Annotated in this window: 19 protein-coding genes; 4 read left to right on the top strand and 15 right to left on the bottom strand. The window is 63.2% G+C overall.

Going from position 1 to position 21621, the window contains the following annotated elements; genetic code table 11:
- Nucleotides 1–22 precede the first annotated feature (22 nt).
- From CCK88_RS11155 to CCK88_RS11130, 6 genes are all read right to left on the bottom strand, one after another.
- Nucleotides 23–2131 carry a HAMP domain-containing methyl-accepting chemotaxis protein gene (locus CCK88_RS11155; protein ID WP_170926436.1) on the bottom strand — a complete coding sequence of 703 codons (2109 nt, stop codon included), beginning with the start codon at nucleotides 2129–2131 and terminating at the stop codon, nucleotides 23–25.
- The gene (locus tag CCK88_RS11150) at nucleotides 2128–2634 is read right to left on the bottom strand and encodes a chemotaxis protein CheW (RefSeq protein ID WP_244557474.1); all 507 of its coding nucleotides are present in this window, start codon (nucleotides 2632–2634) and stop codon (nucleotides 2128–2130) included. Before CCK88_RS11150 ends, CCK88_RS11155 begins: the two co-directional genes overlap by 4 nt.
- Nucleotides 2631–4685, bottom strand: a complete 2055-nt coding sequence (locus CCK88_RS11145; protein ID WP_086470494.1) for a chemotaxis protein CheA — start codon at nucleotides 4683–4685, stop codon at nucleotides 2631–2633. The genes CCK88_RS11150 and CCK88_RS11145 overlap by 4 nt, the downstream gene beginning before the upstream one ends.
- Entirely contained in the window at nucleotides 4682–5050 is a 369-nt protein-coding gene (locus CCK88_RS11140) for a response regulator (protein WP_086470493.1), read from the bottom strand. The genes CCK88_RS11145 and CCK88_RS11140 overlap by 4 nt, the downstream gene beginning before the upstream one ends.
- A gap of 2 nt (nucleotides 5051–5052) precedes the next feature.
- Entirely contained in the window at nucleotides 5053–5382 is a 330-nt protein-coding gene (locus tag CCK88_RS11135) for an STAS domain-containing protein (protein WP_170926435.1), read from the bottom strand.
- Nucleotides 5383–5853: 471 nt separating this feature from the next.
- Complete coding sequence (locus tag CCK88_RS11130) at nucleotides 5854–6903, bottom strand: HD domain-containing phosphohydrolase (RefSeq protein WP_086470491.1); 1050 nt, start codon at nucleotides 6901–6903, stop codon at nucleotides 5854–5856.
- Between the two features lie 137 nt (nucleotides 6904–7040).
- On the opposite strand from CCK88_RS11130, the gene CCK88_RS11125 reads away from it, so the two are divergent.
- Nucleotides 7041–8255 carry a TIGR03862 family flavoprotein gene (locus CCK88_RS11125; RefSeq protein ID WP_086470490.1) on the top strand — a complete coding sequence of 405 codons (1215 nt, stop codon included), beginning with the start codon at nucleotides 7041–7043 and terminating at the stop codon, nucleotides 8253–8255.
- On the opposite strand, the gene CCK88_RS11120 is transcribed toward CCK88_RS11125, so the two are convergent.
- The 6 genes from CCK88_RS11120 to CCK88_RS11095 all read right to left on the bottom strand — a co-directional run bounded on the left by CCK88_RS11120 (nucleotide 8252) and on the right by CCK88_RS11095 (nucleotide 15193).
- Nucleotides 8252–9226, bottom strand: coding sequence for a cation diffusion facilitator family transporter (locus CCK88_RS11120; RefSeq protein WP_086470489.1), 975 nt, complete (start codon nucleotides 9224–9226; stop codon nucleotides 8252–8254). The genes CCK88_RS11125 and CCK88_RS11120 overlap by 4 nt on opposite strands.
- 87 nt (nucleotides 9227–9313) lie before the next feature.
- On the bottom strand, nucleotides 9314–10447 hold the full coding sequence (locus tag CCK88_RS11115) for a hypothetical protein (protein ID WP_086470488.1): 1134 nt from the start codon (nucleotides 10445–10447) through the stop codon (nucleotides 9314–9316).
- A gap of 2 nt (nucleotides 10448–10449) precedes the next feature.
- Entirely contained in the window at nucleotides 10450–11130 is a 681-nt protein-coding gene (locus tag CCK88_RS11110) for a hypothetical protein (RefSeq protein ID WP_140048965.1), read from the bottom strand.
- Nucleotides 11120–12820, bottom strand: a complete 1701-nt coding sequence (locus tag CCK88_RS11105; RefSeq protein WP_086470486.1) for an Hsp70 family protein — start codon at nucleotides 12818–12820, stop codon at nucleotides 11120–11122. Before CCK88_RS11105 ends, CCK88_RS11110 begins: the two co-directional genes overlap by 11 nt.
- Before the next feature lie 90 nt (nucleotides 12821–12910).
- Nucleotides 12911–13228 (bottom strand): ArsR/SmtB family transcription factor, encoded by a 318-nt coding sequence (locus CCK88_RS11100; protein WP_244557473.1) that lies wholly within the window; start codon nucleotides 13226–13228, stop codon nucleotides 12911–12913.
- An 87-nt stretch (nucleotides 13229–13315) separates the two neighbouring features.
- Nucleotides 13316–15193, bottom strand: coding sequence for an ABC transporter ATP-binding protein (locus CCK88_RS11095; protein WP_086470484.1), 1878 nt, complete (start codon nucleotides 15191–15193; stop codon nucleotides 13316–13318).
- Nucleotides 15194–15304: 111 nt separating this feature from the next.
- Between CCK88_RS11095 and CCK88_RS11090 the strand changes: the two genes are divergently transcribed.
- The gene (locus CCK88_RS11090) at nucleotides 15305–15673 is read left to right on the top strand and encodes a VOC family protein (RefSeq protein WP_086470483.1); all 369 of its coding nucleotides are present in this window, start codon (nucleotides 15305–15307) and stop codon (nucleotides 15671–15673) included.
- Between the two features lies 1 nt (nucleotide 15674).
- Here the strand turns inward: CCK88_RS11090 and CCK88_RS11085 are convergent, their stop codons facing one another.
- From CCK88_RS11085 to ilvA, 3 genes are all read right to left on the bottom strand, one after another.
- Nucleotides 15675–16379 (bottom strand): pyrimidine 5'-nucleotidase, encoded by a 705-nt coding sequence (locus CCK88_RS11085; protein ID WP_086470482.1) that lies wholly within the window; start codon nucleotides 16377–16379, stop codon nucleotides 15675–15677.
- An 85-nt stretch (nucleotides 16380–16464) separates the two neighbouring features.
- The gene (locus CCK88_RS11080; RefSeq protein ID WP_086470481.1) at nucleotides 16465–17685 is read right to left on the bottom strand and encodes a hypothetical protein; all 1221 of its coding nucleotides are present in this window, start codon (nucleotides 17683–17685) and stop codon (nucleotides 16465–16467) included.
- A gap of 174 nt (nucleotides 17686–17859) precedes the next feature.
- Complete coding sequence (ilvA, locus tag CCK88_RS11075; RefSeq protein WP_086470480.1) at nucleotides 17860–19371, bottom strand: threonine ammonia-lyase, biosynthetic; 1512 nt, start codon at nucleotides 19369–19371, stop codon at nucleotides 17860–17862.
- Nucleotides 19372–19517: 146 nt separating this feature from the next.
- Here ilvA and CCK88_RS11070 point away from each other — a divergent pair, with 146 nt between their 5' ends.
- Nucleotides 19518–20138 carry a TetR/AcrR family transcriptional regulator gene (locus CCK88_RS11070; protein WP_086470479.1) on the top strand — a complete coding sequence of 207 codons (621 nt, stop codon included), beginning with the start codon at nucleotides 19518–19520 and terminating at the stop codon, nucleotides 20136–20138.
- A complete protein-coding gene (locus CCK88_RS11065; RefSeq protein WP_244557472.1) occupies nucleotides 20135–21619 on the top strand; it encodes a DHA2 family efflux MFS transporter permease subunit in 1485 nt (494 codons plus the stop codon). Before CCK88_RS11070 ends, CCK88_RS11065 begins: the two co-directional genes overlap by 4 nt.
- The last annotated feature ends 2 nt before the right edge of the window (nucleotides 21620–21621 follow it).

Genomic DNA, 21621 nt, shown 5'->3' with positions numbered 1-21621 from the left:
CTGAGGCCCGGGAGCGCTCGGATCAGGCCGCGCCGCGACGGGAGAAGTCGCTGTCGAGGTCATCACCCATGTCGCCCATGTCGAGATCGAACCCGCCGCCGGCATTGGAGGACTTGGGCTTGCTCTTGGCGGGCTTGGCTGCCTTGGCGCGCGGCGCCATGTGCGGTGCCTTGGCCATGATGGCGGCCTTGAGCTCGTCATGCTCGACAGCGTCGTTGGCGGCCGGTGCGTGGGTCGAGGCATCGACGCGGAAGTAGCTGATGGCGGCCTGCAGCTGTTCGGCCTGGCTGGCCAGCTCTTCCGAGGTCGCCGACATTTCTTCGGCGGCCGAGGTGTTCTGCTGGGTGACCTTGTCGAGCTGCTGGATGGCCGTGTTGATCTGGGCTGCACCGGCATTCTGCTCGCGGCTGCCGGCGGAGATTTCTTCCACCAGTTCGGCCGTGCGCTGGATATCGGGCACCAACTTGCCGAGCATTTCGCCGGCGGACTGGGCGGCCTTCACGGTCGTGCCCGAAAGGGTCGAGATCTCGGCTGCTGCAGCCTGGCTGCGTTCGGCCAGCTTGCGCACTTCGGATGCCACGACTGCGAAACCGCGGCCATGTTCGCCGGCACGAGCGGCTTCCACCGCGGCGTTGAGGGCGAGAAGGTCGGTCTGGCGGGCGATTTCCTGCACGACCATGATCTTTTCGGCAATGGTCTGCATCGCCGTGACGGCGTTGTTGACGGCCTCGCCGGAGGCGATCGCATCGGCAGCAGACTGGCGGGCGATCTTTTCGGTCTGCGAAGCATTGTCGGCAGACTGCTTGATGGTGGCGGCCATTTCTTCCATGGATGCCGAGGCTTCTTCGGTCGAGGACGCCTGTTCGGTGGCACCCTGCGAGAGCTGTTCGGCCGTGGCCGACATTTCCTGCGAGCCCGCGGCGACATTGCGGGTCGCGGCGGTCACTTCGGCTACGACTTCACGCAGCTTGCGGGTCATGGCGTTGAGGGTCTTGATAAGGTCGCCGACTTCGTCGTCGCCGCTGACCTTTGCGGTGGCGGACAGATTGCCAGCCGCAACTTCTTCGGCAAGGCGTGCAGCGCTGGAGAGGGCGCGGGAAATCGACACGACGATCCAGATGGCCGCGACGGCAGCAATCAGCACCGAACCGGCGAGCAGCGCGATCAGCAGCAGGCGGCTCTGTTCGTACATGGCATTGGCATTGGTCACTGCGTCAGCGAGCACCTGGTCATTGCGGGCGACGATCTCGTCGACGAGACCGCTGATGGAGGCGCGCAAGGGAGCCGCCTCGGTGGCATTGAGCTCGTTGGCCAGGAACTGCGAGCGTTCCTGTGCGATGACGTTTGCGGCGGCACTGGCTTCGAGCAGGGTCGTCACGTCGGTGCGGACCTGGTTGAGCTGGCTGACCTCGCCGCCGGTGACCATGCGTGCAAGGCGTTCCATCTCGACCGGCAGGGCTGCGGCAGCGGCCTCGAAATCGGCGAGCCATTCGGCCTGCTTGACCGGATCACTGGAGGCCAGCAGCACGTTGCGGTGCTGACGGAAGGCGTTGGACACGCCAACCTGCAGGTCGCTGGCGACCTGATAGGCCTGGTTGGCCGAAACGTCGCCGGTCGAGATACGGCTGGTCAGGGTGCTGCGCAGCAGGCCGATCGAATTTTCGGCGGCAGTGATCGCGGCGCTGCCGCGGGTGGTCGAAATTTCGAATGCTTGCTGGTCGCTATTCTTGGATGCTTCTTCCTGAACGCGTGCAAGAGCCGTCTCGTAGGCTCCCATGGTGGTCACGATGGTCTGCATGCGCTCGTTCAGCTCGGGGAGAGCGAACTGGCCGACCATGCCCTCGGCGTTGCTGGTGAGCTTGCCGATCCGATCCGCGACATCGCGACGAAGGGCCGAGATTTCGGCATCATCGGTGCTGATGATCATGGAGCGGATATCGTTGGAGACCGACGCCATGTCATACTGCATCTGCTTGAGCGCCAGCGAGCGGGTGACAGGGCCGTTGACGATCGTGTCCATGCGCTCGTTGATCGTACCCAGGTTCTGGATGGCGATGAACATGCCGGCGCCCGAAAGCGCCACGACGGTGGTAAAGACCGCCGCCAGTTTTGTCTTGATAGTCAGTCTCACGATACTGGCCTTTCTTCTGTAGCCGTGGACGAGTTTCTGCCGTCCGTCGTTTCGAAAATTCGTTCCATGTCCGGAATGATGATGAAGCCGCCATTGCGCTTGCCGATGCCCTTGATGAATTCGGGGCGCCAACGCATGCCGACCTTGGGCGCTTCCTCGATGGAAGCGGCCTCGATATCGGTGACGTCATGGACCTTGTCGGCGAGGATGCCGGCTATGGTGGCTTCGCCATCCATATCCACTTCCATCACCACGATGCGGGTGTCCTGGTCCGGCTCGGGCCGGTTCATTCCGAACATTACCCGCAGGTCGGCGAGGGGCACGACGCGCCCCCGCACATTGATGAGGCCGCCGACGAAATCGGGAGCATTTGGGACTTCGGTAATGGGGACGAGATCGAGGATCTCGCGCACCCGTCCGGCTTCGACGGCGAAGAGTTCGTCGTCGAGCCTGATGGTCAGCGCCGTCATGGTGGACGATGCGTGTTCCTGGATCTGGCTCATGCAGCCCTCCCGGTGATGGTGCGATCGACATAAGACTGGCCTGACGCCACCAGGTGCGCTGTGTCCAGGATCAGGGCGACGGTGCCGTCACCCAGGATGGTTGCGCCGGAGAAGGACTTGATCCCCGAATGAAGCTTGGAGAGCTGCTTGATGACCGTCTGGTTGTTGCCGATGATCTGATCGACGACGAGGCCCACCCGGCCTTCGCCTGAGGAGACGATGACGACCTTCTGGTGCGGCTCGGGCTCGCTCGTGGTGCCGAAGACCTCGCGCAGCCGGAGATAGGGAACCAGCGCACCGCGGATATCGAGGAAGTTGCGGCCCCTGGCGTGGGCCTCGATGCCTTCTGGAAGCTCGACGCACTCCTCGACCGCCGATAGCGGAATGGTGTAGCGGCCGTTGCCCACCCGGATCAGCATGCCATCGATGATGGCGAGCGTCAGGGGCAGGCGCAGGGTCATGATCGAGCCCTCGCCCGGCTTGCTGGCCACGTCGATGGTGCCGCGCAGACTGTCGATCGTGCGCTTGACCACGTCCATGCCGACGCCGCGTCCGGAGAGCGACGTCACCTCCTTGGCGGTGGAGAAGCCGGGCGCGAAAATCAGGTGGTGCAGCTCCTGATCGGTGAGCTTGGCCTCGGGCGTGATCAGGCCGTTTTCTTCGGCCTTGGCGCGGATGCGGGCGGTGTTGAGCCCGGCGCCGTCGTCGGTGACCGAAATCGCGACTTCCGCACCTGAGTAGACAGCGGACAGGCGGACGACACCCTTGGCCGGCTTGCCGGCTGCGATGCGCTTTTCCGCGCTTTCGAGACCGTGGTCCACGGAATTGCGAATGAGGTGGACCAAGGGATCGGCAAGCCGCTCGATCATGGTCTTGTCGAGCTCGGTTTCCTCGCCCGTGGTGATGAACTCGATGGGCTTGCCCAGTTCGCCGGACAGGTCGTGGATAAGGCGACGGAAGCGGCTGAAGAGCGTCCCGATCGGCACCATGCGGATGCCCATCGTGGTGTCCCGCAATCCCGATGACAGGCGTTCGAGCTCTTCGGCTATGGTCTTGAGCGCCGTGTCGGAGCTGAGCCCGGCGATCTGGCTGAGACGCGCCTGGGCAATCACCAGTTCTCCGACCCGGTCCATCAGCTCGTCGAGACGTTCGGCTGGGACACGCAGCGAAGAGGCGGCGGTGCGGTCGGGCGCGTCGCCGGCCGGTGCGGGCCTTGGCTTTGCCGCCTGGTTCTGAACCTGAACAGGCGCGACGGCGACGGGCACGACGTCGAGCGCGACCTCGTCTGCCGCAGCAGCGATGTCTGCCTGGGCGGCAGCCGCGACTGCATCGTCGAGGCGAACCAGGCTCAGTTCCATGTTGTCGCGCAGGAACAGAAAGACGTCGTCGATCGCAGCGGTAGGGTCGTTGGCTTCGATATCCACGCGCCAGCCGATATGGGGCACTTCCGGGTCGAGCGCCGCGAGATCGGGGACACGGCCGGTCAGCGCAGTGACGGTCGTGGGGCCGATGCCGGCAAGTTCTTCGAGCAGAAGAAGGGGATTGGTGCCGTAGATCAGGGCATCCGAGGGCAGATAGAATTCCAGCCGCCAAATGGAGCGGGACGCGGCGACAGGCGCAGCCGGCTCATGTTCCACTTCCTGGGCGATCGACACGACCGGTGCATCATCCTTGCCGGTGACGCCGGCAATGACGGCGCGCAGACGCGTCAGGATTTCATCGCCGCCGCTGATCTCGCTTTCGGGCGACTCGATCAGCAGGTGGATATGGTCCTTGGCGTCGAGGGCGACACGGATCAGCGCCGTATTGGTCTGGCTCTGGCCCTTGCGGACCTGATCGAAAGCGGTTTCGAACTCGTGCACGAATTCGGCCACCGCGGTGAAGCCGAACATGGCGCCGGAGCCCTTGATGGTGTGCAGGGCGCGAAAGGTCGAGTTTATGAGATCGGCGTTTGACGGGTCCTGCTCGAGATCGAGCAGGCCGGCTTCGAGCTGTTCGAGCAGCTCGCGCGCTTCCTGGCGGAAAGTTTCCGAGGGATCGGAGATGTTCATGCGCCCGTGACCTTCTTGATGATCGCCAGCAGCTGATCCTGCTTGAACGGCTTGACGATCCAGCCCGTGGCGCCGGCTTCCTTGGCCTGGCGCTTCAGCTCCTCATCGGACTCGGTGGTGAGAAGGATGATCGGAATACCCTTGGAGGATGGGTGCTGGCGGTACTTGCGGATGAACTCGATGCCGTTCAGCACCGGCATGTTGAGATCGGTCAGAACGGCGTGAACCGTGTTGGTGGTGGCCTTGTCGTAGCCTTCGGCGCCATTGCCGGCTTCAATGACATCGAGCCCTGCGGCCGTCAGCGTCATGGCGACCATCTGGCGGATGGAGGCGGAATCGTCGATGGTCAGGATGGTCTTGGTCATGCTCAGTGTCCTGCTGGCTGGTCGGGCGTGGCGGACCAGAAGCCCAGGTGCTCCTGTCCGGGCGAAAGAAAGCCCGCCTGCTCCAGGACCGCCTGCAAGGGCGCGCCGAGCGGCGTCAGCATGTGCAGCGTTTTGTGGCGGGCGTTGGCAGACACCCGGGCCGACAACAAAGTCTGCACAGTCGTGATGTCCGCAGCAGACACAGTTTGCGTGTCGACTTCTATGCGGGCGTTTTGTTCGATTGCTTCATGCAGGACAGCCGCAACATCCTTTGCGGATTTGATGCCTGCATCGCCCGTCATGACGAGCGTGTGGGTACGTTCCTCGGTCATGGTCATGACCGGATACAGATGATTGAGAATGACATTCTGTCTCTCTACCGCGAATAACACAGGGAAAATCGGTAGGCGATGTGGATCGGGGGCGGGGCTATTCTCGCTCTGCTCGTTCGGGTTCCAGTTAGTTGGCCGTATTCCCATCCGGCTTTAACGTATACTTGCATTCAGTGCTTAAACATTGGTTACGCTTGAAAATTTTCCTGAAAAACAACATCCGACTTTCAAGTGTTACTTCGCGAAATATTTGTTTTAATAAAATTGTCTCTATTGTTTCGGCTTGAATCATCGTGAATCAAAGGCTGTCCCGACTGAATCGAGCGCGTTTGACTCTGAATCGATCCGGAAGAATTGGCGCAAGTATACTCGATGATTCACTTGCGGCGAAAAGTGCAGATTTGAAAATCCAGACAGGCGTGCGCTGGCCCACAAACGCAACGGCCCGCACTCAAGACCAGGGATAAAGGATCAAAACCCGACAGCTTGTGCCTGGGGAGCCGGGAGCATCGCCGCGGAAATTTCCGGCCACTTGGCGCGGAAGGCAGCGACGCAGGCAGGATCAAAATGCGAGCCGCTGCACCGCACGATTTCCGCATAGGCTTTTTCGATCGGCCATGCTGCCTTGTAGGGCCTTTCGGAACAGAGCGCGTCGAACACATCGGCGATGGCGACGATGCGCGCTTCGATCGGAATGTCGGTGCCCGAGAGGCGATCGGGATAGCCCGTGCCGTCCCACTTCTCGTGATGGCTTTGCGCGATGAGTTCGGCGGTGCGGATGAGGTCCGAGCCGCCGCGCTCTAGAATGCGTGCGCCGATGGTCACATGCTGGCGCATGATGTCCATCTCCTCGGGCGTGAGCTTGCCGGGCTTGGAAAGAATTGCGTCAGCGATGCCGATCTTGCCGATGTCGTGCAGCGGTGCGGCCAGGTAGATCATCCGGCATCGATCGGCGGGCAGGCCGATGCCCTCGCCGATCAGCTGGCTGACCTGGGCCACGCGGGACACGTGCTCGCCGGTATCGCCGTCACGATATTCGATCGCGCGGGCGAGGCGATAGATGATCTCTTCTTCGCGAGCGAGGAGATGGGCCGTGGCCCGTTCGACTTCGCGCGCCAGCCAGTTGGCGCGATCGGCCAGTTCAACCTGCGCCTGACGCAGGGCGAGTAGGTTGGCGACGCGCGCCTGGAGTTCGGTGGGGTCAAACGGCTTGTGCAGAAAATCCGTCGCACCGGCCTTGATCGCGTCGATGCGCACGGTCTTGTCGTGGTCGGAAGTGACCATGATGATCGGCACGATGCGGTAGGCGGGGCGGGCGCGCAGCGCAGCGGTAAAGGCGACCCCGTCCATTTCGGGCATGATGTGATCGACGATGATGAGGTCGAATTGTTCGTCGCGACATTTTTCCAGCGCTTCGAGGGGATTGAGGCAGAGTTCGACATCCCCCATTACAGCGTCTTTGACTATGCTGCCGATGAGCGCAAGACTTGATCGGCTGTCATCGACAATCAACATGCGCATCGTCAGGCCCCCGCCAGAAACGTCGTAATCATATGTGGCGATCTATTAGGCGAAACTTAACGGGACTTGACGAGAGGAGCGCGTTTGCCGCGGCGCTGAACATGCGCTATTGCCCACGCAACGAGCATTGGACAGGCATGGCGCGGATCGCAATCATTGGGGGTGGACCCGCCGGACTGATGGCTGCCGAAGAAGCGGCAGGACACGGCGATGACGTGGTGGTCTTCGAGGCCATGCCCACGGCAGGTCGAAAATTCCTGATGGCCGGAAAATCCGGGCTCAATATCACCCATGCCGAGGACAAGGCCCTGTTCGACCTGCGCTACGGCGCTCCCTTGCCGCGTCTCCAGGCCGCGCTTGATGCGCTTCCAGCCGCCGCGGTGCGCGCATGGTGCGCGGGGCTGGGGGTCGAGACCTTCGTCGGTTCGTCCGGGCGCGTATTTCCGGTGGCCATGAAAGCCTCGCCACTGCTGCGCGCCTGGCTCCGGCGGCTGGGTGACGTCGGTGTCAGTCTTAAAGTGCGCCACCGATGGATGGGTTTCGATGGTGATAGGCTGGTCTTCGACACGCCCGATGGCAGGGTGCGGGAAGCCTTCGATGCCGTGGTTCTGGCGCTTGGCGGAGCCAGCTGGCCCGAGCTTGGATCTGATGCGGCCTGGGTGCCGTGGCTGGTTGGGAAGGGTGTCGGCGTCGCGCCATTCCGTCCGGCAAATTGCGGTTTCCACAAGCATTGGAGCGACGTGTTCATCGAGCGCTTCGCCGGTGAGCCGATCAAGGCGGTGATCGCCACGAGCGATGCGGGCTCCATTCAGGGGGAGTTCGTCGTCACGCGCGATGGCATCGAGGGCAGCCTTGTCTATGCCCACGCCGCACAGTTGCGCGACCGGATCGAGCGGGATGGCTCGGCGGTGCTGACCCTCGATCTCGTTCCCGGGCGGACGTTGGAGAAGCTCGCTGCAGACCTGACGCGGCAACCGGCCAAGACCAGTTTTTCCAATCGGCTGCGCAAAGGCGCCGGGCTCGACGGGGTCAAGGCGGGTCTTGTTCGCGAGCTGTCACCCGATGCGCAGACCTTGGCGCCCGCACGCCTCGCAGCCCTGATCAAGGCGCTGCCGCTTGTGCTCGATGCGACGCAACCGATGTCTCGGGCCATTTCCGTAGCGGGCGGTGTTGCCTGGGATGGGGTCACCGAGGACTTCATGCTCGAAGCTTTACCCGGGGTCTTTGTCTGCGGCGAGATGCTCGACTGGGAAGCGCCGACTGGAGGTTATCTCCTCTCCGCGTGCATGGCGACCGGGCGTGCCGCCGGGCTTGCCGCCAGGCGCTACGCACATGGGCTGAACAGGGCCTAAGCCGCAGGCCTGCCCGCCGGGCACTGCATGCCGTTTCCACTCCAGTCGATCTCCACTGTGGCATGCCCGATATCGTGTTTCTTCGCGAGGTTTTGCTTGACCTCCTTGGCGACCGCAGCAGGTTCGGCACCCGTCGCAACGGCGATTTCGAGAGTTGCCATGGTCTGGCCCGATGACAGCGACCAGACGTGGAGGTGGCCTACATTGGCGAGGCCAGGGACCGTCGCCAAAAGATCTGCCTTGAGCGTTTCGAGTTCGACGCCATCAGGCGCGCCTTCCATCAGAATATTGAACGTGCGCGTCAGCAAGGTCCAGGCACTGCGCAGGATCAAAAGGCTCACCAGCACCGACAGGATGGGGTCGATCGGCATCCAGCCCGTGAGCCAGATAATCACTGCCGCAGCGATGGCGCCGACGGAGCCCAGCAGGTCGCCCAGGACATGCAGCAGCGCACCTTTGATGTTGACGTGATCGGAATCGGCTCTCGAAAGGATCCGGAAGACGACGAGATTGACGATCAGTCCCAGTACCGCAACGGCCAGCATCGGCCCGGCCAGCACGTCCTCGGGGCGGAACAGACGTTGCACGGCTTCCCAGGTGATCCAGCCCACCAGCCCGAACAGCGTCAGGGCATTGAGCAGGCCGGCCAATACTTCGAGCCGCGAGTACCCGAAACTCCGGCGCGCGTCGGCCGCCCGGCTGCCCAGGCGGAAACCAAGCCAGGCGAGGAACAGCGCAACCGTATCAGTCAACATGTGTCCGGCATCTGCGATCAGCGCGAGAGATCCCGAGAGATATCCGCCCACCAGTTCGGCGATCATGAAACTGCCGGTCAGACACAGGCCGATCAATACCGCGCGCTCGTTCGAGCGGCTCACCTTTGGCGCGTGGCTGTGCCCGGCATGGTCGTGGTGAGTGTGATCGTGGCCGGCGTGGTCATGGTGCGGATTATGGTCGTGATGCGCGGTCATCTTCGATATCCAATATGTCAACATATGAATATCTGTTTATATGTAATTCCGTCAAGCGTCGTCGGTGTGGTGCCGCTATCTGTGAAACTATGGAACGAGCCCGGTTTCCCGGAGGTCGCGCAGCAGCGCATCGTAAACCCTTGCGGCGTGAACGTCGCGACGGCGGTATAAGGTGGAGAGCTGCGGTTGACGGGCGAGGGCCCTGGCGATGGCGTCCGCATCGTTGCTGCGCGGCTCGAAACCCGCCAGCAGCTCCTTGATCTCGGGGTTTTCATCGAGATGACCGAGAATAGTGACATAATCGGCGAGAACATTCGCGCGCAGTTGTGACACACCATGTCCGACCAGGATCTCATCGCCAGCCTGCTGCGACAGGCGCAGAAACAGCGCGATCAACGTCCGTTCGGCGCCCGAACCGAACACATATCGTTCGGTTGGGCGCGCGCTGGCGACGGGCCAGTCCAGGGACAGAACCGGTGCGAACAGTCCGGCTGCGGCATCCGGCAACCAGTCGCCGGGTAGGGGCGAAGGCGGGCGGAGCCTGACGGTGGTATCGCGGCCACCCAGTGTGGCGGCCGCGGTCGACGGCTCATCGGTATCGTAACCCGCATGCCACGATGCGATGGTCGCGTCGCCGTCGCTTGAAAGAACAAGACCAAGCCGGGCGGGCAAGCGATAGCTGTCGGCGGATTGGCCTGCCGGGACCCACAAGGGCGTGGCGAGGTTCAGCCTGCAGGCCGTTGCGCCGGCTCCGGGGATGCGGTCGCAAATGATGATGCCGCCCAGTTCTTCATCCTCGCCCGCACCGGAATAGTCGAGATGAAGGCGCGGAAACGGATAGTTGGACATGTTTTGGGTGCGCTCTTCGAGCGAAACCGCCCGCACGGGCGCCAGCCACTCGCGCGGAGCGCCGTAAAGCCTCATGAGCCCAGTGGTCGCCGCGCTCACCTTGGTGTGGGGCACGAAGGGAGAGGAGGAAAGCGGGCCGATGATCGTCAGCAGAGAGTGGAGGCAGAAGCACGCCGTCGCGCCGGACAGGATTATCGGGCCGCGCTGAAATCCCCAGAGCGGACGGGCGAGCCACTGGCGAAAGGCCCAGAGAGGCGGCAGGCGGCCGCGACGGGCCGCGTGTCCGTCGATGGCGCGCAGGAGCCGGGCGCCAAGGCGCTTGGACAGCACCACGAAAATGATCAGTACGCAGAATGCGAAGAAAAATCCCATGGTCAGACGAACATCAGCGCGTGGAAAGCGAAGATGAGGACGGTGTAGCCGACGAGCGCATACCACCTCAGGGCAAGCGGCAGCGGTCGAGCCCGCACGGGCGTATGCCGGGCGGGTGCGCCGTCGTATGCAGCGTAGAGCTCCGAGAGCAGATGTCTGGAAGCGGGGTGCCGCCGCGCGAACCCGACACTGTCCTCGGACCAGCCGAAATGCCGGTCCACGAGGTCGATCCAGGTCAGCGACGGAGCGTTGCCACGTTCGAGGCCAAGCTCGAGATCCCGGACGAGGAGGCTTTCGACATATTGCTGCAGGGCCGGTGTGTCGATGTCGGGCGCGGTGAGCAGAGGCTGCCAGGCATCGGGCGCAAAGTGCCGGCTCTGCAGCAGCCAGATGATCTTGCCGATCGAGGATTCAGCGTCGCGCTCGTCGGCTTCCGGACTGTCCGGAGCGGCGATGCGACCGAAGTCAGGATGCTGACCCGAGAAGGACGGTCCGCTGTCCGCGGCGCTCGTGCTCAGTCGATCAAGGGCGGCGTCATAGGCGGCGCGGAGCGCTTCGAAGCCGGCTATGTCGCGGTCGATATCGATCAGCCGCAGACGTGCGGCATAGGCGCGCTTGATGTCGCGCTCGCCTGTGGCGGGTTCATCGAGCCCCAGTGCGGACCATGGCCATTCAGCGGACAAGGGCTCGCTCCAGATGGTCAAGCAGCGGGACGATCCGCTCCCGTTCGAGTTCGATCACCTTCGGATCCTGTCCGGCCAGCGCGACCTCGAACCGAATGCGCAGTGCCTGCGCCTGCGCGCGATCTTCGCCCAGCAGCATGGCATGGAGCTGGTCGATGGCTTCGAGCAGCGCGCGGTTGCGGGCGTCCTCGCGGGGATGAACCTTGAGCGCGTCCATTTCCTGCAGCCGCCTCGCCTTTTCAGCAGGAGACAGCGCCTGGGCGAGATTGTCGATCAGCGTCGAGAATTTGGCGCTGGTCGAGAGGATCGTAGTGTCGACGGCCAGGAGCCCGCTGGTGTCATAGGTGAAGCGGACATCGATGGCTTCTCTACCCGCCGGGGCCGGCGGTACGGGTACATTGAGCTTGCCGAGCGCGATGTTGTCCGCAACGGTCGCCGCTTCGCCCTGGTAGACCTCGATTTCGATGATCAGCTGGTTGTCGCTGATGGTCGAGAATGTGCGACTGCGGCTGGCGGGCAGGGGCGTGTTGCGCTCGATGATGGGTGCGAAGAGGCCATCGAGCAGGTGTTGTCCGCTTCGGGTGGCGCTGCTGATCCCGAGGGAAAATGGCGCCACGTCGGTCATCACCACGTCATCGAGAGCCGCGTCCCTTGTGGCGAGTCCCGCCTGGATCGCGGCGCCGAGGGCGATGGCGTGATCGGGATCGATTATCTGCACCGGTAGCTGCCGGAAAATGCGCGCGGCAAGTGAGCGGACAGCGTGCATACGCGTTGCGCCCCCGACCAGGACGACCTTGTCTATGCGCGCGACATCAATCCGAGCATCATAGAGACAGCGGTCGATGGGGCGGCGCATACGCGCCAAGAGGTCCGCTGTGGTCTTCTCGAAGGCGTTGCGATTGATGCGGAAGTCGTGGATGCGTCCCGCGATTTGCGCCGAGGCGGTCGCCTGGTCGCCCGTGGCCAGTTCGCGCTTGAAGCGCTCGGTGATGGACAACAGATGCTCGGCCTCGGTGGCAGGTAGGGACGAGAAGTCGATGCCCGCCTCACCCGACAGATGCCTGGCAAGCTGACGGGTGAAGTCCTCGCCGCCGAGCATGGCGTCACCGGCGCTGGCCCGAACCTCCATGACGCCGTCGAACATTTCGAGGACGGATACGTCGAACGTGCCACCGCCGAGGTCGAGCACCACGAAGGTCGTCTCGGCGGTACGGTCGAGCAGGCCGGTGGCCAAGGCCGCTGCGGTGGGTTCATTGATGAGGCGGGTCACCTTGAGCCCGGCAATCTCGGCAGCGTCCTTGGTTGCCTGCCGCTGAATGGCATTGAAATAGGCCGGTACGGAAATGACCGCCGCATCGACCGGGATGCCAAGTGCCGCTTCGGCGTCCGCCTTGAGGGCACGCAGCACGAATGCCGAAAGCTGGGTGGCGTCGAAGCTGCTGCGGCCCAGCTTTATCGAGGTCTTCGTTCCCATGAGGCGCTTGAAGCGCGCTGCGGTGCGGTCCGGATGAAGCGCGAGGCGGCTCAGCGCAGCCTTGCCCATCAGCATTGTCCTGCCATCGTCGGCAAGGCCGACGACTGATGGGGTCAGATAGTCGCCCAGGGCATTGGGCAGCAGCCGGGCACGTCCGTCTTCGAACACGGAAACCAGGGAATTGGTGGTTCCCAGATCGATGCCAATTGCAGTCATGTTCAATCCACCATGCCCCGGAAGGAGGCTCATGGCGTATCAAAGCTTTCAGATCATTGAATATTTCCGGGCAAAGATGCGAGTTCCAGTTCAATCGACGTGGGTATCGTCGTCCACATCTTCTGCCGCATGCGCGATCATGTCTGCGAGCATGCTCGCGATATGGTGGTCGGCCGCTTCGTAAAGTACCTGCTTGTTGCGCCGCGTGCCGCGCACCAGCCGGGCCGCCCGCAACAGGCGAAGGTGGTGGCTGACCAGCGATTGGCTGGCGCCGGTCGCCTTGGCGATGTCGCCCACGGCAATCGGGCCTTCGAGGCAGGTGAGCACGACCTTGAGGCGCGTGGGGTCTCCAAGCAGCCGGTAGGTCTCGGCGATGACGGTGAGATGGTGGTCTTCCGGCAGGGGCACTGTTGGGATCCCGTGAGGCACATCGTCAATAGTTAGGGTGGTTCGTGCGGGCTGACCAGCCTGGCACCTCAGCTTGTCCGGGCGCCTTCAGCGATATCCGGCGGCCTGGAGTTCGAACAGTTCGGCATAGCGGCCGCCAAGAGCGACCAGTTCTTCGTGCGTCCCTGCTTCGAGAATGGCGCCGCCGTCGAGCACGAGAATGCGATCGGCCATGCGCACGGTGGAGAAGCGATGTGAGATGATGACCGCGGTCTTGCCCTGCGCCAGCCCCTTGAAACGGGCAAAGACCTCCGCTTCCGCCTTGGCATCGAGAGCGGCGGTGGGTTCGTCGAGAATGATCAGCTGCGCGTCACGCATATAGGCCCGGGCTATGGCGACCTTCTGCCATTCGCCTCCCGAGAGGTCGCGGCCCTCGCGGAACAGCCTGCCGAGTTGCTGGTCGTAGCCCTTGGGGAGCTTGGCAATGACGCCGTCGGCGAGACTTTGCTCGGCGGCCCGGTCGATGCGGGTGGCATCCTCGCGCGCCGCGATCCTGCCCACCGCGATATTGTCGCGCGCGGTCAGCGAATAGCGGATGAAGTCCTGAAAGATGACGCCGATATTGGCATGGATTTCGGTCAGCGACAGCTCACGAAGGTCGACGCCGTCAATGGTCACGCGCCCTTCGTCCGGATCGTAGAGGCGGGTGATGAGCTTGACGATTGTGGTCTTGCCCGCCCCGTTTTCGCCCACCAGGGCCAGCGTCTCGCCGGCCTTGAGGTCGAAACTGAGATTGCGCACCGCCCAGGTATCGGTATCGGGATAGCGGAAACCCACATTCTCGAAGCGGATGCCCTGGCGAAGCGGCGCAGGGAAGGGCTTTGGCGTGGCAGGTGACACGATGCCGGGCTGGATCTCGAAAAACGAGAACAGGTCGTCGAGATACATCGACTGCGCGGCGACCTGAGTGAAGCCGAGCAGGATCGCCTGGAAGAGACCATTGAGCCTCAGGAACGAGCCCGAAAGGAACGCCAGATCGCCGATGGTGAACTCACCGGCAATGGTGCGCCACACGATAAATCCGTAGGCGGCGTAGTAGGTCAGGGTGGATATCGCCGCAAAAATGGCGCCCCAGAAGGCGCGCTGACGGGCGACGCGGGTGTTTTCGACAAAGATCGTGTGGGCCAGCGTCCGGAACCGCGAGACGAGGAAGTCGCCGAGGCCAAAGAGCTTGATCTCCTTGGCGGTTTCGGGTGTCGCGCCGATGTAGCGGATGTATTCGAGTTCGCGGCGTTCGGGCGTGCGCCAGCGCGAAAGCCAATAGGCGAGCTGGTTGAATCGGGTTTCCCCCAAGACCGCCGGCATGAAGGAGATGGGAAGCAGCAGGATGAGCCAGGGGGCATAGATGAACAGGCCCGCTGCCAGGGTGGCGACGGTGATCACGTTCTGCGCCTGTCCGAACAGCACGGAGAGCAGCGCATTACGGCCGGCGGCCTGCCGTCGGGCGCGTTCGAGCCGGTCCTGATATTCCGCGCTTTCGAAATGCCGCAGGTCGAGCTTTGCCGCATGCGCCATCAGATCGACGCTCATCTGGTTTGAATGCAGCTCGCTCAGGATCGAGTCGACCAGGTTCATGGCCCGGTTGATGATGTCTATGCCGACGACCAGCGCAAGTTCGATCAGCAGCAGCGTGACGACGTGATTGAGCGTGCCGCTGGCCCACCAGTCACCAAATGCCGGGCCGGGCGCGGTGATGCCGCTGAGGCGTACGACCTCGTCGATGATGAGCTTGCCCACCCAGAGCATGGCGATGGGCTGCAGTGCGCCGAGAAGACGCAGGCAGACGCTGGCGACCGCCAGAGGAGGGCTGGTGTGCCAGATCTGCACGAGCAGCCGGCCGAGCAGCCGAAAATTCTCGAGCTGCTCGCGAAAGGTGAGAGCCGTTTCAGGAAGGGGCGGCGGGCGTCGCCCGGGAAGGTCGGTCATACCCTAAATCTAGTGCTGCTCCGTCGCGCCGCCTAGGGGCTAGTTCGGCGATAATGCGCAACCTGCGCTCTCTCCCGACGTTCCGGTGATAGCAAGAGGCGAGGATGCGAGATGCTCAAGGACAAGGACAGCGCGGCCATCGTGGCCGTCGCGGACATGAAGCGCGCGACCGAATTCTACGGCACCGTGCTGGGGCTCGACTATGTCAGCGGGGACGATGACGTGGCCGAATTCCGAACCGGCAGGACCACGCTCGTGGTCTATCGGTCCGACTTTGCCGGTACCAACAAGGCCAATGCGGTCGTCTGGGGTGTCGGCGACGAGATCGACGCGATCGTCAGCAGCCTCATGGGAAAGGGCGTACGCTTCGAGCGCTATGACGGCATGGATTTCGCCGACGGCATTCACAGCGCCGGCGATTTCAAGATGGCGTGGTTCAAGGATCCGGACGGAAACATCCTTCACCTCAACAACATGTAGATCAGGGCAGGTTGCGCAGAAATCCGGCCAGGTCCGCGGTGACGTGATGCACATGCGGCCCGGTCGAGCGCCCGAGCTCCCAGGCTTCCACCTGCTCATGGGCGAAGTCGTCGCCGGCCACAACCTGCACCGTTGCCATCCCCACTTCGTGCGGCACGACGAGGTTTTTCTCGAGATCGTCGAACATGATGGCGCGGGTGGGATCGATGCCGTGCAGGGCGAAGAAGCCGTCATAAGCCGCGCGATGCGGTTTGGGCACGAAGGTCATGGCGCGGATGTCGTGCACATGTTCGAACAGTTCGTCCCCGCCCAGGCGCCTCAGCACGGAGCGGGCATGGCCGGTATCGCCATTGGTCAGGATGAACTTGCGGCCGGGCAGGGCGCGGATGGCTTCGACCAGGTCCGGATGCGGATCCACCGGTGTGTAATCGATTGCGTGGACAGTATTGAGGAAATGGTCCGCGTCGATGCTGTGCCGGTGCATCAGTCCGTTCAGAGTCGTGCCGAAGTCGCGATAATAGGTTTTCTGCAGCTCGCGGGCGCTGGCGAAATCGAGCGCCGTGACGTCCATCACATATTGGGTGATGAGCGTATCGATCTGGGCGAAGAGATTGCACTCGCGCGGATAAAGGGTGTTGTCGAGGTCGAACACCCAATCGGTCACGTGGTCGAGGCTGGAGCGAGGCATTGAGGTGAGCGCGGTCATGCGGGCATTATGGCACAGAAGCATGAAGGCTTCATCATCGCCGTGATCAAAGCGGCGGGACCTGGGTCCCGCCGCTCCGGCAGTCTTACTGGTTCGAATTGACCGCAAATCCCAGGGCCTGGATCAGGCTGGCCGGGTTGGAGGCGGCAGCCGCCAGGACCAGGACGCTGGTCGGGGTCGGGGGCTGGACCACCACTTCGAGGTTCTTGGGATCGTCGAGGAAGGCCGAGACCGGCGGCACGACGACGTCGTTGAGGGCCGGAACGCCGCTCTCGGCGATCATGGCCGGCAGCATTGCCTTGAGACCTTCGACGAAGGCGGCGCGGTCGGCACCGGACTGTGCGGCGAACATGTCGAGCAGTTTCGGGGCCAGGCCGGCGTCGTCATAGCGGATGGATGCGCTGGTGATGGTCATCGCCTGGGCGATCTCCATTCCGGCCATCATCTGCTGAGCCTGGGCTTCCTCGCTTGCCGGGTCGAGGTCGGAGCTCTGCATGGCGTAGATCTTGTCGAGCATTTCCGGGGTGAAGCCGGAGAAGTCGAACTTGATGTCGAGCTTGCCGATATCGGCGAAATCGAACAGGAATTCATCCATGACGATGTGGCCATCGGCCATGGTCCAGGTCATCGACTGGCTGATATTGCCGGCGATGTTGGTGAGCCCAAGCGCGGTGATCACGGCGCCGGCTTCCGGCTCCTCTTCGCCGACGGTCGACAGATCGGCCCAGATGTTGCTGATGGTGAAGCTCGAGATGACTTCCTCGAGGGCGTCGGAGGAGTCGTAGGTGAACTCCGAGCTGAAATCCATGCCGTCGAACTTGATCACTTCGGCCCCATCGCGGGTGATGGTCAGCGGGCCGGAGGCGACGCGGCCGACGGTCTGGAGCAGCGACACGGCGCTGGTATCACCCTCGGGCGGAAGCCAGAGATCTTCGGCGACCATGTCGACCAGGGTCAGGTGACCCACCGGGTCTTCGGCGAATTCGGTATCGATGTCCGGGACGGAGAGGCTGTCGACGGAGTAGCTGCCGTCATCGTTCTCGACGACGCCGCTAAAGGTCAGTTCGGTGTCGACGACCATCGGCTCGTCGGCGCCCTGCATGTTGACCGTCACACCGTCGACAGTGATGGTATCGCCATTGAGGGTCGCTTCGCCGAAGCTCAGGTCATAACCCATTGCGCCATAGACGGTGGCCACGCGCTCGATGAAGGCGTCGGCTTCCAGCGCCATGGCCGGCTGCATGAAGAGAACAGTGGCGAGGCCAGTGGCGGCCAGAAGGCCGGTAGTCTTGATCGTGCCGATCATTATGTAATCCCTCAATAACGTCACGCGCGGCAGGGGTTCCGGGCCGCGCGTCTCAGTTTCAGATTGCCCGCAGCAAACGCAATTGCAATGGGCTCGTGGCGGAAATAGGTCCGCGCCTTGTAGTTGCAGTTTACGTCAGCCTAATGTCGCCACCCATTTGGGTGGTTCCCATCGCTATTCCAGAAATTGCTGATAGGCCGTATTTTTTGTTTCGTCCCAATAGGGAAAGCCGATGGCATCGATGTGCGCGAAGAGGTCTGATCGGGTCTCGGGCGGCACCTCGATCCCCACCAGGACCCGGCCATAGTCGGCACCGTGGTTGCGGTAGTGGAAGAGGGTGATGTTCCAGGCGTCGTTGAGACCTTCCAGGAATTTCAACAAGGCGCCGGGGCGCTCGGGAAACTGGAAACGGAACACCATCTCATTGGCCAGGCCCGCTGCCCGGCCGCCGACCATGTGGCGCACATGCAGTTTGGCGACCTCGTTGTCCGTCAGGTCGGTGACGGCGTGGTCGTTCTGCTCGAGCATGGCGATGATGTCGTGCTTTTCCGCGTCGCCGCCGGCCAGCTTGATGCCGACGAAGATATTGGCGCTGGCGCCTGCCGCGTAGCGATAATTGAATTCGGTGATGGCGCGGCTGCCGATCAGCCGGATGAATGCACGGTAGGCGCCGGGACGCTCGGGAATGGTCACCGCCAGCAGCGCTTCGGCGCGTTCGCCGATTTCCGCGCGTTCGGCCACGTAGCGCAGCCGGTCGAAATTGACATTGGCGCCGGAATTGATGGCGATCAACGCGCCTTCGGGCGCGTTGCCGTTTTCAATATCGCGGCGTAGTCCTGCAAGGGCCAGCGCGCCCGCAGGTTCGGTGATGGCGCGATGGTCGTCGAAGATGTCCTTGATGGCGGCGCAGATTTCGTCGGCGGTCACCGTCACGATGTCATCGAGCAGCTCGCGGCAGAGGCGGAAGGTCTCGTCGCCCACCTGCCGGACGGCCACGCCATCGGCAAACAGCCCGACCTGGTCGAGCGGCACCGGGTGGCCAGCCGCGATCGCGGCCTTCATGCTCGCCGCTTCCTCGGGCTCCACGCCGATCACCCGGATTTCCGGGCGCAGGAACTTGACGAAACTGGCAATGCCCGCCGCAAGGCCGCCACCCCCGACCGGAACGTAGATGGCGCCGATGGCTTCGGGATGCTGGCGCATCAGCTCGAGGCCGACCGTGCCCTGGCCGGCGATGACGTCGGGATCGTCGAACGGGTGGACGAAAACATAGCCATGCCGCTCGGCGAGGCCCGCAGCGTATGCGCGTGCCGCATCAAACCCATCGCCGAAGAGCACGACTTCACCGCCCAGTCGCCGCACGGCATTGACCTTGATGAGCGGGGTGGTGGTCGGCATCACGATGACGGCGCGGATGCCCAGCCTTGTGGCTGACAGCGCGACACCCTGCGCATGGTTTCCGGCCGACGCGCAGATTACGCCGCGGGCTCGTTCCTCGGGCGATAGATGGACAATGCGATTGTGAGCGCCGCGGATCTTGAACGAGAAGACCGGCTGCAGGTCCTCGCGCTTGACCAGGATCGTCTGCCCAAGGCGCGCGGACAGAAGCTGCATCTTTTCAAGCGGCGTCTGTTCGGCGACTTCGTAGACAGATGAGGTCAGGATCTTGCGGACATAGTCGGTCATGGCGTGCTCCGGAAATCGCGGGTGATGGACGCCTGCTGACGAAAAATGTCAACCGTACCCGGCAAAAGTGCGCGTGAGAGGGAAGCTAAAATTTCTATCAATCAAGTGATTGATTGTGACAAGGTGGAGGTATATGCGGTGCGGTCATGCAAACTGAAAACCAAAGACGTGAAACCGGCGATGACCGGCGTACCGCCATCGCTCAAGCCGCCCGCGACATCATTGTCGAAAAGGGTCTCGAGGGCCTGCGGACGCGCGACATCGCCGCGCGCGTGGGCATCAATATCGCCACCCTGCATTATCACGTGCCCAGCAAGGAGGCGCTCGTCGCGCTGGTGGCGCAGAGCGTTCGCGAGGAATTCCGGGCACAGGACACGGCTCGGCCGCGCGCCGGCAAGACCGGGATCGAGCTGTTGCGCATGGAGTTCGAGGATGCGCTCGAATCCCAGGAACAGGCGCCCGAACGCATCGCCATCATGGCCGAGCTCAGCGAACGGGCCCGGCGCGATCCCGATATCGCTGCCATCATCCAGCCGATGCGCAGCTACTGGCATGCCTCGCTGGCCGAGATTTTTCGAAAGGGCGTTTCCGACGGCACGCTTCGTGCCGACATCGATGCCGATGCGGCCGCCAAGATATTCATCGGAATGATCGCCGGCTGGCGCAGCCGCACGCCGGATCGTGCGCAAACTCTTTCCATCTTCGCCGAATTCGAACGCGCCTTCATCGCGCGTTCACCATCTGACACCCGAAGGACAGACCTATGACAACCTACGCGGCCGAGACGGCCTCACCACCCGACCCGCGTCGGTGGCTTTCGCTGGCGATCCTGCTGATCGCCAATTTCATGAACCTGATCGATGTCACGATCGTCAACGTGGCGCTGCCATCCATGCGCGAGAGCCTGGGCGCCAGCGACAGCCAGATCGAATGGGTGATCGCCGCCTATGTGCTGGCTTTCGCGCTCGGTCTGCTGCCCTTCGGGCGCCTGGGCGACATCGTCGGGCGCACCCGCATGTTCCTGGCCGGCGTCGTGGCGTTCACCGCTGCCTCGGCCTTGTGCGGCCTTGCACCCAATATCGAGATGCTGATCGCCGCCCGCGTGCTGCAGGGCCTCGGCGGCGCGATGATGACGCCGCAGGTGCTCGCCATCGCCACCGTCACGTTTCCGCCGCACGAGCGGGGTCAGGCCTTCTCGCTTTTCGGTCTTTCGGCAGGCCTCGCCTCTGTCTGCGGGCCGATCCTGGGCGGCGTGCTGATCGATGCGCAGCTGTTTGGGCTGGACTGGCAGCCGATCTTCCTTGTCAACGTGCCGATCGGCATTGCCGCCATCGTGGCCGGCTGGTTCCTGATCCCGCGCCTTCCGGGCCATGCGGATCTCAAGAACGACTATGTCGGCATCCTCCTGTTCGGCCTGGGCATCGTCGCCGTGGTGTTTCCGATCGTCGAGGGCCGTGCCTATGGCTGGCCGCTCTGGGCCTTCGGCATGATTGCCTTTGGTGTGGTCATGCTTGGCCTGTTCTATCTCTGGCAGGGCCGGCGCGCCGCGGCAGGAGAGCCGCAGTTGCTCAACTACGCGCTGCTGCGGAGCAAGGAATTCATGTTTGGTGCCTTCGTCGTGACGGTGTTCGCATCCGGCATTCCCGGCATGTTCCTCGTCATTTCGCTGCTGCTGCAGTCGGGCTTCGGCTTCTCGCCGCTCGAATCGGGGCTCACCAACACGCCGTTCTCGGTGGGCGTGCTGATCGCCTCCGCCATTGCCGGCCGTTTCGGGGCGCATTACCTGCGCGGTCGGCTGGCCGCTGCCGGTGCGCTGCTGACTTTCGGCATCGGCTGGCTGCATTTCATCATTGCCGGGGTCGGCGACACGATCGACCATTGGTGGTTCCTGCCGCCGCTGCTCGTCGCGGGTATCGGACTTGGACTGGGCTTTTCCTCGCTGTTCCAGCTGGTCCTGCGCGCCGTGCCGCCGCGCGATGCCGGTGCCGGATCGGGCGCCCTTCAGGCGTTCCAGCAAGTGGGCGGCGCGCTGGGGATCGCGCTTGTGGGCGAAATCTTCTTCACCCATCTCGGCTCCGCCTTTGCGTCCGGATCGGGTCCGCATGCCGCATTCGCCGATGCGACGGCGCTGGCGCTCTGGTATCAGGTCATCAGCTTCGGCCTCGTCATGCTGCTCGCCTTCTTCTTCAAGGGGTCGGGCGGGCAACCGCAGGGCAGGCCCGCCGCCCCAATACCGGTGGAAGCATAAAA

Origin of the sequence: Devosia lucknowensis, assembly GCF_900177655.1 — a bacterium.
GTDB classification, from domain to species: domain Bacteria; phylum Pseudomonadota; class Alphaproteobacteria; order Rhizobiales; family Devosiaceae; genus Devosia; species Devosia lucknowensis.
This window is presented reverse-complemented; position numbering and strand designations above follow the sequence as displayed.